Origin of the sequence: Synechococcus sp. R6-7 (assembly GCF_047461695.1) — a bacterium.
Taxonomy (GTDB): domain Bacteria; phylum Cyanobacteriota; class Cyanobacteriia; order Thermostichales; family Thermostichaceae; genus Thermostichus.
The window spans coordinates 1-10,260 of record NZ_JANSHS010000086.1 but is presented as its reverse complement, the minus strand read 5'-3'; the positions used below and the strand labels follow the sequence as shown (position 1 = coordinate 10,260).

General features: G+C 58.3%; 12 protein-coding genes. 8 read left to right on the top strand and 4 right to left on the bottom strand.

Annotated features, from left to right (window positions below; genetic code table 11):
- Window positions 1–42 precede the first annotated feature (42 nt).
- Both menB and cobA read right to left on the bottom strand, forming a co-directional pair.
- Window positions 43–867, bottom strand: coding sequence for a 1,4-dihydroxy-2-naphthoyl-CoA synthase (gene menB, locus NW815_RS03160; protein WP_011432215.1), 825 nt, complete (start codon window positions 865–867; stop codon window positions 43–45).
- Between the two features lie 117 nt (window positions 868–984).
- Window positions 985–2,487, bottom strand: a complete 1,503-nt coding sequence (gene cobA / locus NW815_RS03155) for a uroporphyrinogen-III C-methyltransferase (RefSeq protein ID WP_414388476.1) — start codon at window positions 2,485–2,487, stop codon at window positions 985–987.
- A gap of 175 nt (window positions 2,488–2,662) precedes the next feature.
- Here cobA and NW815_RS03150 point away from each other — a divergent pair, with 175 nt between their 5' ends.
- Complete coding sequence (locus tag NW815_RS03150) at window positions 2,663–3,673, top strand: ABC transporter substrate-binding protein (protein WP_414388477.1); 1,011 nt, start codon at window positions 2,663–2,665, stop codon at window positions 3,671–3,673.
- Here the strand turns inward: NW815_RS03150 and NW815_RS03145 are convergent.
- Entirely contained in the window at window positions 3,670–4,203 is a 534-nt protein-coding gene (locus NW815_RS03145) for a phycobilisome rod-core linker polypeptide (protein ID WP_414388479.1), read from the bottom strand. The genes NW815_RS03150 and NW815_RS03145 overlap by 4 nt on opposite strands.
- 599 nt (window positions 4,204–4,802) lie before the next feature.
- Between NW815_RS03145 and NW815_RS03140 the strand changes: the two genes are divergently transcribed.
- From NW815_RS03140 to NW815_RS03115, 6 genes are all read left to right on the top strand, one after another.
- Window positions 4,803–5,288, top strand: coding sequence for a 2Fe-2S iron-sulfur cluster-binding protein (locus tag NW815_RS03140; protein ID WP_041436217.1), 486 nt, complete (start codon window positions 4,803–4,805; stop codon window positions 5,286–5,288).
- A gap of 232 nt (window positions 5,289–5,520) precedes the next feature.
- Window positions 5,521–6,201, top strand: a complete 681-nt coding sequence (locus NW815_RS03135; RefSeq protein WP_414344053.1) for a V4R domain-containing protein — start codon at window positions 5,521–5,523, stop codon at window positions 6,199–6,201.
- 47 nt (window positions 6,202–6,248) lie between these two features.
- Window positions 6,249–6,524, top strand: coding sequence for a hypothetical protein (locus NW815_RS03130; protein WP_414344051.1), 276 nt, complete (start codon window positions 6,249–6,251; stop codon window positions 6,522–6,524).
- Between the two features lie 63 nt (window positions 6,525–6,587).
- Window positions 6,588–7,175 (top strand): hypothetical protein, encoded by a 588-nt coding sequence (locus tag NW815_RS03125; protein WP_414344049.1) that lies wholly within the window; start codon window positions 6,588–6,590, stop codon window positions 7,173–7,175.
- 24 nt (window positions 7,176–7,199) lie between these two features.
- The gene (locus tag NW815_RS03120) at window positions 7,200–7,670 is read left to right on the top strand and encodes a phycobilisome protein (RefSeq protein WP_414344046.1); all 471 of its coding nucleotides are present in this window, start codon (window positions 7,200–7,202) and stop codon (window positions 7,668–7,670) included.
- A gap of 118 nt (window positions 7,671–7,788) precedes the next feature.
- On the top strand, window positions 7,789–8,478 hold the full coding sequence (locus NW815_RS03115) for a V4R domain-containing protein (RefSeq protein WP_414388481.1): 690 nt from the start codon (window positions 7,789–7,791) through the stop codon (window positions 8,476–8,478).
- Window positions 8,479–8,503: 25 nt separating this feature from the next.
- Here the strand turns inward: NW815_RS03115 and NW815_RS03110 are convergent, their stop codons facing one another.
- Window positions 8,504–9,211: a hypothetical protein gene (locus NW815_RS03110; protein WP_011432227.1), complete on the bottom strand. Its 708-nt coding sequence runs from the start codon at window positions 9,209–9,211 to the stop codon at window positions 8,504–8,506.
- Window positions 9,212–9,495: 284 nt separating this feature from the next.
- Between NW815_RS03110 and NW815_RS03105 the strand changes: the two genes are divergently transcribed.
- Window positions 9,496–10,260 (top strand): trypsin-like peptidase domain-containing protein (locus NW815_RS03105; protein ID WP_414415694.1); only part of this gene is annotated, 765 nt, incomplete at its 3' end.

Genomic DNA, 10,260 nt, shown 5'->3' with positions numbered 1-10,260 from the left:
TCGCTTCCCTTCGGGGAAGTGGAATTAATGAAAACAAACAAACTATGGCAGCCAGGGAAACTGGCGAAAGTTAGGTGGGCGCTTTTCCAAAAAGGCGCGTTTGCCCTCAGCAGCTTCTTCGGTCATGTAGAACAGCAACGTCGCATCTCCGGCCAGCTCCTGCAGCCCCACCTGCCCATCGCAGTCGGCGTTGAAGGCGGCTTTGAGGCAGCGGATGGCTAAGGGGCTGTGCTGGAGAATTTCTTGCGCCCAGCGGATCCCTTCAGCTTCTAGCTCTTCCACTGGCACCACGGCATTGACCAGACCCATCTCTAGGGCTTGGGCTGCGGTGTATTGGCGGCAGAGGAACCAAATCTCGCGGGCTTTTTTTTGCCCCACCACTCGCGCCAGGTAGGCGGCCCCAAAGCCCCCATCGAAGCTGCCTACCCTAGGGCCGGTTTGCCCAAAGATGGCATTATCGGCGGCAATGGTCAGGTCGCAGATGAGATGCAAAACATGGCCACCCCCAATGGCGTAGCCTGCCACTAGGGCAATCACCACCTTGGGCAAAGAGCGGATGATGCGCTGCAGATCCAGCACATTGAGACGAGGGATCCCGGCCTCATCCAGGTAACCGGCCTCGCCCCGTACGCTTTGATCCCCGCCGGCGCAGAAGGCATACTTCCCATCGGTATGGGGCCCGGCGCCTGTTAAGAGCACTACTCCAATCCTGGGATCCTCTCGCACATCGGCAAACGCATCAATCAGCTCGGCAATGGTCTTGGGGCGGAAGGCGTTGCGCTTGTGGGGACGGTTGATGGTGATCTTGGCAATGCCATCCGTTTTTTCGTAAAGAATGTCTTCGTAGAGCTTGGCCGTCTGCCACATGGTGTCTGGGTGTATCTATTGGGATACCGGGCCAGGAGAGTTCCGTTTGGCTGATGGGGGCTCACTATGAGGAGCACCTGGGTACTCTGCACCGCTACCGCGAACGGCCTGAAAAGGCTAGGTAGAACGGTTGGTCGCTTGGATGAGGGCTTCCACCAATCCTTCCAAAGTATACTCCTGGGCTGCGATGTCCACTCGACCAAATGCAGCCTTGCAGGTTGCGGCCGTCTTGGGGCCAATGGCGGCAATCTGCACGGGTGGATCCCAGATCTCAGGGCCTAGCCCTGCCTGCTGGATCAAGTGGGCAAAATGCTGTACTGTCTTGGAGCTGGCAAAGGTGAGGATGTCCACCTGGTGGGCTTTAAGAGCTTCCAGGACCTGGGGATCCGCTGCTGCTGGACAGGCGGACTGATAGGCGGCCACCTCCACCACCTCTGCTCCTCGCTGCCGCAACCCCTGTACCAGCTCCTCCCGCCCTCCTGACTCAACGCGGGGAAAGAGGATGCGCTGCCCCTGCACTGGCTGCGGCCAAATGGGTAGCAGGGCTTCGGCCACAAACTCGGAGGGCATCAGATCCGGGCGAATGCCGTACTGGGCCAGCACGGAAGCGGTTTTGGATCCCACCACCGCCACTTGCAGGGAGTGGAGTGCTCGGCTATCTCGCCCCTGCCGCTGCAGCCGCTCAAAGAAAGCCTGCACTCCATTGGCAGAGGTCAGCAGCAGCCAGTCGAATTGTTCCAGGTTGGCAATGGCTGTATCCAAGGGATCCCAGCTCGTGGGCGGCTGGATCACCAGGGTCGGCATCTCCAGCACCCGCGCCCCCTGGGCCTGCAGCAACTCACAAAAAGCTGGTGATTGCCCCTCGGAACGGGTAACCAGCACCGTCTTGCCTGCCAAAGGAGCCGGTGGCGGCAAGGGTGGGATCCCCGGCAAAAAGTCCTGCCGCAGCCGCACCACCTCCCCAACCACCAGTAGGCCCGGCAACTTTGCCTGACTCTCCCCCTGCTGCAGCTCGGCCAAGGTGCCCACCCACACCTGCTGCTCTGCTTGCCCCGCCCCCCAGATCAAGGCCACCGGTCGGTCTGCCGGGATCCCAGACTCCATCAGCCGTGCGCCAATGTGCTGTCGCTGCCGGGATCCCATCAAAATCACCAAAGTATCCAACTGGGCCAGGGCGCTCCAGGGCAAGGCCTCTAGATCGTGGGCAGTCAGCACGGCAAAAACGCGGCTTAAGTGCTTATCGGTCAGGGGGATCCCTGCCCAGAGGGGGCCAGCCAGGGCCGACGACAACCCCGGCCAAATCTCAAAGGGACAGCCCGCCTCCCTAAGGGCTTGGATCTCCTCGCGAGCGCGGCCAAAGATCAAGGGATCCCCTGACTTGAGGTGAACCACCTGTTTGCCTTCTCGGCAGCGCTGAATTAACCAGAGGATGCCCTGCTGTAAGCTCGCTTCTCCTGAGCGCCGCCACACCTGCGCCTGAGAGGGTAACTCCGCCAGCAAACGCTCATCCACCAGCTCGTCGATCCAGATAGCCTCAGCCTGCCGTAGGATCTCCAGTGCTCCCTGCGTCAGGCCCGCCCGCCCGCCCAGCCCTGCCCCCACTAGATACACCTTGCCCATGCCCTACCCCTTGGAATGTCGATCTTGCCCCTTGTAAGAAGGGGATCCCGCTTGCTTTGCAAATATAAATCGAAGACGCCTCCCAACAGCTCCGCTTCCAAGGGGTGGCCAGCCTGAGGAAAAACTGGTCTACTTGCGAGATACTGAAAGCGTGGCCGCCTGAGGATCCCTGCCTATGTCCGGTGTAACTCCAGAGCCTTGGCCGCGGCGGCGTTTTTTGGCCAGTGGAGCTGCTCTGCTAGCAGTAGGAGCGGGCTCCCGCCCCTCTTCGGCCAGATCCCGGCCCTTGCGACTGGTCACCAACTGGTACGCCCAGGCCGAACACGGCGGCTTTTACCAAGCCCTGGCCACCGGCATCTACGCCGACTACGGTCTGCAGGTGGAAATCCGCATGGGGGGAACGGCGGTTAACGTGCTGCAACTGCTAGCCGGGGGAGCGGCAGATTTTGTGCTCGGCGGCAGCCCCGACGCTCTGGCGGCTCTGCAAGCTGGGATCCCTGTTCTCACCGTGGCCGCCTTTTTCCAGAAGGATCCCCAGTGTCTCTTGGCCCATCCAGGGGTGGGCATCGAGCGCCTGGAAGACCTGCGGGGCAAGCCCATCTGGGTGTCACCGGGGGCCAACCTCACCTACTGGCCTTTTTTGCGGGCCAAATTTGGCTTTACCGACGAGCAGAAGCGCCCCTACAACCTCAGCCTCACGCCCTTCTTGCTGGACAAGTCTTCTGCCCAGCAGGGCTATGTGACCTCCGAGCCCTTCCGCGTGCGCCAGGAGGGGGGCTTTGATCCCGTCGTTTTTCTGCTGGCCGACTACGGCTATTCCCCCTACGCCACCACCCTGGAGACCACCCGCCCCTTTGCCGAACAGCACCCGGAGCAGGTGCGAAAATTTGTAGCTGCCTCCATCCAGGGCTGGCAGAGCTACCTAGAGGATCCCCGCCCCGGCAATCGCCTCATCCGCCAAGACAACCCCAACATGAGCGAGGCCCTCCTGGCCTACGCCCACCAAGCCCTAAAAGACTACGGCCTTCTCACCAGTGGAGATGCCGCCACGCTGGGGATCGGGGCCATGACCCACCAGCGCTGGCAAACCTACTTCCGGGAGATGGTTGCCCTGGGAACGGTGGAAGCCAACTTGGATGTGGGCCAAGCCTACACCCTCGACTTTCTCCCCAGCAGGAGCGCCTAAGGGATCCCCACTTCCATCGCCGCCAAACTGTGCAAAAGCGGGGATCCCTGCATCCCCAGCTCATGGCGCCGGTGCATTTGGTTTGTCAGCAAGTAGGCCAAAGGTGGGTGGCCGCTTAGCCGTTGACGGGGTTGCGGCAGATGGTCGTTGCCGAAATGGTGGCGGTACTCCTCCGAGTCGATAAAGGCATTGACCATGGCCTGCAAGCCCTGGTGCACCAAAATGTCGTGGTAGGCGGCCACCTCCTCCTTGCTGGCCGGGGCCCGTCCCAAAAAGTGCTTGAAGCCCTGCTCTACACAGCGGGTGTTGCAGCCGGCACTGAAAAACAGCCGCTGATAAAGACGGGATCCCCCGATTTGACGAACCAAACGTTTGATCCCAATCCGCCCGCGGAGAAAGTCCTGCTCGATTTTCTCCAGTTCTCCCGCTTTCTCGTGCTGGTAGGGCTGGCGTTCCAAAAGCTGCTGATAGGCGGCCCGCAACAGGTTTTGCAACGTTTGCGGATCCTGCCGGCGCTGGCGCGATTCCATAACCCTAGCTCCCAATCGACGAAGCCAACAAAAACAGAAAAGATCGATTTACAGACAAAATGGGGGACTACTTTAAAGAAATTATGAAGGGAATAGCAAATGGCTCGATACGCTTTTACGGCAAACTTCAGCACATCCTTCTGTAACAAAATTGCCAATAAAAGACCGTGAAGGTTCTACTTAAGATTTACCTTGCCGACAGAACGACCGGGGGAGATCTGCGATAAATATTTACGAAAGGATTGTCATTTTCTCCAATTTACGTGATTTCACTTTGTAACTTTCTAGCCGATAAAAAAATTCCGTGTTTATTCGTAGTTAAGTATTATGACACTTCCATCCAGAATAACCTGCTCCAGATCCAGAATATAAGTTAAGTAAAGAATGCAGCCTCTCCCAGGGTCACAGGTGCAGGGCTCATCATTTGAAGTGCTCTGGTGAAGTGCTCTGGTTTGATTGACTGGGGACTCAGGTGTTGCTGTAGACCTGCAAGGGGGTTGCAGGGGAAGGGAGTTAATTGTTGTGATTTGTTTGCGTTGCTTATGCAGTAGATCTTGCCCGCCGGGGTTTTTTGTCTGCCCTTAATGTGGATCCCGTCTATGGTTAAACAAATCCGGCTAGAGCCTTTATCTCGTGTCTCGGAGGTCGATACCTACAGCAATCTGCTGTCGGCCATTTTGTCGGAGGAGCTGCAGGTTTCGCGGGAATGTAACGGTCGCGGCCTCTGCGCCACCTGTCATGTTTACGTCAAAGAGGGAATGGAAAGCCTCACTCCCATCACCCCCCGCGAGGCCAAGACTCTGGAGACCATTACCAGCGCCCGCAGCAATTCCCGGCTGGCCTGTCAGGCGCGGGTGGTTTCCGATGGCGTGGTGGTGGAGCTGCCGCCGGGGATGTACGTGAACTCGCTGAGGGATATCGAAGTGCTCATCGGTCGGCGGGCCGAACAAGACCTGCTGCACCCACGGACGGGGAAGGTTTTGGTGGAGCAGGGCAAGATCATCACTCGCTCTACTGTTAAGCAGCTAGAAAATGAGGACTTCCGCATCATCGGCAGTACACTTGCCCAAACTCGGGAAGTTTGATGGATTGTCGATGTTCAGGGATCCCTTGGGCTCAGCGGGCATTGTCTTATAGACAATCAACCAAGGATTGAACAATGTTGGATCCCTCAGATAGCTGACCAAGTTTATCGAATGCTTAGCCATTCATTTTGTTGACTCATTGGCATTGTCTGGCCCAGTTGATCCCTACAAATCCCACCAAATCCTGTTGCTTTGCAATCTAGAATTATCCATTTTTTATCAGGAGAGCGCCATGGCCACCACATCTCGACCGGATCCCCGTCCTGCAGTCACCCTGCCTGTGGGCCGCGACAAGCATGCTCACTACAGTTACCGCGATTTCTTTCGCTTCAACCGAGATCAGGGCACGATTATCGATTGGAACAACACCCAAAATCTGCTGTTGAGCGAAGACTTTATTGTGGGCCTGCAAACAGGCTTGGAACGGGAGGTGGGGGATGCTTCGGCGGCGGTGATGTACACCATTGGCAGAGATTGGGGCATCCGCGATGCCAAGCACTTCTCCGAGTGGTACGAGCGGGAGTATGGGATTGGCGTAAAACAGTCCAACCTTTTGTTTTTGCTGGAGACTTGGTGGTGGCCTTTTACGGCTCAGGGCTGGGGCAAGTGGGAGGTGGAAACCGAATCCAAACAAAAAGGCTTCCTGTTTATCAACTTGTTTGACTCGATGGTGGCTCGCACCCTTGGGGATGTGGGCAAGCCGGTTTGTCATCTCTATGCCGGGCTATTTGCCGGGTTTTTCACCGCTATGACTTCCCGCGAGCTGGCCTGCATCGAGATCCAGTGCTACGCCATGGGGGAAACCTACTGCAAGTTCCTGTTGGGCGGGCAAGAACGCATTGATGCCGCCAATTTTTGGATCACCGAAGGGGCCAGCGCCCGCGAGATCGAGCAGCGTTTACAGCAAATGTAAGGCTTGCTTGTGGTTCTGTCGTTCCTCAGCGCTTTGGAGAAGCTGACATGCTCACCCTAGATCCTGCTCGAGATCTAACCCAGCCCCTGATGCTCTTCTTGCAGGGGTTGAACTGGGATAATCGACCCCTAGCCAAGGCTTCCTCCGCTCAAGAACTGCCGCCGCAGTCCCCCGTGCTCTTTGCCCAGTCGGTGGGCCAGTTTTTTGCCGGCTTCAATTGGTCGGGCATCCGCCCATGGGTGGAGCCGGTGCCGGAATTGCCAGCGGAGGATCCCTTTACCCTTGAGGATTTTGCCGCCTTGTTTGGCGGAGCTTTGCTCTAGCTCTGGTTTGTTCAGGGCTCTCAGTTGTGCTCTCTCGATCCGTGCTCTAAGGAGACTTCACCCATGGATGACCTTCACTCTTGGCCGGAGCGCATTGCCGATCGAGAAGGGGATTACTTAACACCCGACGATCTGCAAGACCTGATTCGTTACTCGCTCTCTTTTGAAGAACGGCTGGAGCTCTACCAAGTCTTACAACAGCAAGAGCTGACCTGGATCCAAAAGGTTTTGCAACAGCAGGGGCCAACCCCCGTCGCGACAGCGTTGCCCAGCAGCAATCCCGCCAGAGAGGGGGCAGAACCTTCTCTAACCCCGGCTCAGCGCCTCTTGGCTCGTCAATTGGCCTTTTGTTTGCGCTCCCTGGGCCTGAGTCTGTTGCTGGGGGATCCCACCCCTGTGCAGCAGGTAACTCTTGGTGCGATGGAACAGTACCTAGGGTTGCCGCAAGCGCTCGCTCAGCTACGGGCAGTGGTTCAGGGATCCCTGCCAGCGGATCAGCAGGGTTTGCTTGCCCCCTACTGGCAAGAGCTACAAGCTGTCTGCGCAACTTCTCAGGCCCAATCTCCTTCCCCTTCTTCTTCTGAGATGGAGGTTGACCTGCCCACAGTTCCGCCGGAGAGGGCTCTCACCTTGGCGGAAATGTTTGTGTGAAGCCCACTGAAGGAGGCTCTATCTATGAATTCAAGGGTTGCCGAGCTGATGCAACAAAGCGAAGGCCGCTATCTGCGCCCGGACGAGTTGAAAACTCTACACGCCTACGTGGAAGGGATCCCGAAGCGGGTCCGCCTTTACCAGGTTCTGCAGGCCAAAGAACAAGAGCTGCTGGATCGGGTGATGGAGAAGTTTCAGCCGATGATGCCGAATTTAATCCGCCAGCATGGTCACCTGGCCTGGGAGCGCTGCCGCCGGGATCTGAGCATGGTGTGGCGCTACTGCTGCATGGCCATGCTGCTCAACGACGAAGACTACCTGAGGGATAAATTGCTCTACTGGCTGGAGACGATCCTGAAATCGTTCAAGATGCGCGACCAATGCCAGCCTGCCTACAAGTTAATGCTCGACTCCCTGACCTACATCTTTGGGGCAGAAGAGAGCGAGATGATCCGTCCTTATCTGCTTTTGGCCAAATCCATGCTGGTTAACTAGGTCCATTCGCCCTCAATGGATTCCCTAGTTTTGCCAATCCACCGGACATTCATCCCTTCACTCCAAAAGGCCAAGTTCCAGCCGCCCTCAAATCCGTCCATCCCCCTGTGAGATAGCCATGACTACCCTGCAAGAGATTCTGCAAGACCAGATCTTGCCTGGGCACTGCTTTAGCCCTGCCTACTACATCCGCCCTGACATCCACACCGGACTGCTCTACAGCCGCGGAGGATACCGCTTGGCGGCCTTTCCCATGCCCCTGCTGGAAGCTCTCTACTCCGGCCTGCGCTATGAAACTGGCCAAGCCACCCGCGTCATTCTCTACAACTGTGGCCGCGATTGGGGAGAGGCATTTTTCCGCCGTGTTGAAGACGAGCTTTCCGGCTACTACCAGCAGCCGCTGCAGGAATTGCCGATGGGGATCTTCCTGGATGCCCTCAGCGACCTCTGGGCTACCCACGGCTGGGGACGCCTGGAGCTGGATTTTTCCGCCGCCGACCACGGCTTGGTTCAGGCCGGGATCCGCAATTCCGGGTTTGCCCTGGCCGCTCGCGCCAGCTTCAACCTGGAGGAAGCTTCTACACGGCAAGAGCCTGCCGGATACCTAGAGGCGGGAATGCTGGCCAGCCTCTTCTCATTGCTTTCGGGGCGGGATCTCATCTGCGTGCAGACCACCTGCGAATCCCTAGGGGCCGACCTCAACCGCTTCCTCATCGGTACGGCCCAGCGGCTGCACCACTGCGAGGAGTGGGTGCGCAAAGGCCTCTCCCACGAGGAGATTCTGGATCGGCTCACCGCCAGTCCCTAGGGCCAGAGCTGTTTTCAGGGGCTCGCTAGGGCAGGTAGGGCTGAAAATCTTGGGTGACCGTCAGAGTCAAGTTGGCATTGGCGTCGATCACCGCCACTTCCGGCGCCGTTACATTGCCGATGACAGCCCCTGCCGCCGCTCCGCCCAGCACTTTCTCCGTCGAGATCACCCGGTCGCCGAACAAGCCTCCCAAGATGGCCCCCGCAGCTGCCCCAATCAAGGCATCTTGCACAATCGCTTCCCCGGAAGTGTGGCGGGGATCCTTGCGCAGCGGGATAACCTGGCTCTGAGCGTAGAGGGGGTAGGATTGGCCGTTGAAAATCAAAGCCCGCGAAACAAACTGGGTGCCGCCGCTCACCGGCTGAAATTGGCCTTCCAAAACGGCCCCCGCCGGGACGACCATGTTGCCGTAGATGTCCCGCAGAGGGGTATCCAAGCTAAGGCTGACGGCGCGGGTTTCCCCAGGGGCAATCAAGAGGGTTTCTGGGGAGCGATGCACCGCCTGGATCAGATCCCCAGAGCGCAATAGCAACGTGGTTTGCAGTTGAAAGGGCTGGCCAGGTTGCAGGGGTTGAGGGCCAGGGGGAAGGGGGCGAGGATTCACAGGACGCCATCCCTCACCGGCAGGCGGTGGTGGCAAGGGCCCCATTTGGGCCAAAACTGGGGCGGCCATCTGCGCTGAGAGCAATCCGCCAAGCAGAGGAGCCAACAGGCGGCTGGCTGGGTTGGTCATGGTCTTACCCCCATTCATCATTCCTACGCTAGCTGCAAACCGGACAAAACCGGGAGCCTTTCGGGCCTTACCTATCTTTTACCTATCGTGATCAAAGCCAACTGAATGGAAATGGGCTACCTCAGGTGAGCAGATTCCGCTGCTCTTCGCTCCAGATAGAAGTACGGAAAAACGCTAGGGTTGCCCACTCTGGGATCCCTGCTGTCCATGTTAGATTAGGCTCTAGGTTTCTTCCCCTGCGTGGGGCCGAAGTCTTGCAGCATCCCAACCCTCTTCTTGTAGCTATGAAGCGCAGCACATCCATGCCGGGCCAGCCCTCTCCCGGGTCAGAAGCTTCCGCCCAACCTGCTCAATCCTCTTTCCAGCCTTTTGCCATCTCCACTTGGAAGTCTCTTCTCTCGTCAGTGCTGCTGGTGCTGCTGGGCATTGGGCTGGGAGCAGCTCTGGTGGGGGGCAAGGGGGTATCTGCCCAGACGACGGCAACCCCGCCCCAACTGAACCTGAATTTCATCGCCGATGTGGCGCAAAAGGTGGGGCCGGCGGTGGTTCGCATCGATGCTGAGCGGACGGTGCGCGCCCCTGCCCCTTTTCCGGAGGAGTTTTTCAGCGATCCCTTTTTCCGGGATTTCTTTGGCCAAGCGATCCCTTCTATCCCTCGGCAGCGGCGGCAGCAGGGAACCGGCTCTGGGTTCATCATCAGCCCAGACGGCCAGATCATCACCAATGCCCATGTGGTCGAGGGATCCGACAAGGTAACGGTGACGCTCAAGGATACCCGCAGCTTTGATGGGCAGGTCATCGGTTCGGATCCGGTTACGGACATCGCCGTGGTGAAGATCAACGCCCAGAACCTGCCGACCGTGAAGCTGGGGCGCTCGGAAACCCTGGAGCCGGGCCAGTGGGCCATTGCCATCGGCAACCCCCTGGGTTTGGATAACACCGTTACGGCTGGGATCATCAGCGCTTTGGGCCGTTCCAGCGGGGAGATTCGGGTGCCTGACAAGCGGGTATCTTTTATCCAAACGGATGCGGCCATTAACCCCGGCAAC

What these genes read in the sequence shown, in the direction of transcription:
- NW815_RS03110 (WP_011432227.1), bottom strand. Translation starts at nt 9,211, where the DNA reads ATGACCAACCCAGCCAGCCGCCTGTTGGCTCCTCTGCTTGGCGGATTG.
- NW815_RS03140 (WP_041436217.1), top strand. Translation starts at nt 4,803, where the DNA reads ATGGTTAAACAAATCCGGCTAGAGCCTTTATCTCGTGTCTCGGAGGTC.
- NW815_RS03120 (WP_414344046.1), top strand. Translation starts at nt 7,200, where the DNA reads ATGAATTCAAGGGTTGCCGAGCTGATGCAACAAAGCGAAGGCCGCTAT.
- NW815_RS03135 (WP_414344053.1), top strand. Translation starts at nt 5,521, where the DNA reads ATGGCCACCACATCTCGACCGGATCCCCGTCCTGCAGTCACCCTGCCT.
- cobA (WP_414388476.1), bottom strand. Translation starts at nt 2,487, where the DNA reads ATGGGCAAGGTGTATCTAGTGGGGGCAGGGCTGGGCGGGCGGGCGGGC.
- menB (WP_011432215.1), bottom strand. Translation starts at nt 867, where the DNA reads ATGTGGCAGACGGCCAAGCTCTACGAAGACATTCTTTACGAAAAAACG.
- NW815_RS03150 (WP_414388477.1), top strand. Translation starts at nt 2,663, where the DNA reads ATGTCCGGTGTAACTCCAGAGCCTTGGCCGCGGCGGCGTTTTTTGGCC.
- NW815_RS03115 (WP_414388481.1), top strand. Translation starts at nt 7,789, where the DNA reads ATGACTACCCTGCAAGAGATTCTGCAAGACCAGATCTTGCCTGGGCAC.
- NW815_RS03130 (WP_414344051.1), top strand. Translation starts at nt 6,249, where the DNA reads ATGCTCACCCTAGATCCTGCTCGAGATCTAACCCAGCCCCTGATGCTC.
- NW815_RS03125 (WP_414344049.1), top strand. Translation starts at nt 6,588, where the DNA reads ATGGATGACCTTCACTCTTGGCCGGAGCGCATTGCCGATCGAGAAGGG.
- NW815_RS03145 (WP_414388479.1), bottom strand. Translation starts at nt 4,203, where the DNA reads ATGGAATCGCGCCAGCGCCGGCAGGATCCGCAAACGTTGCAAAACCTG.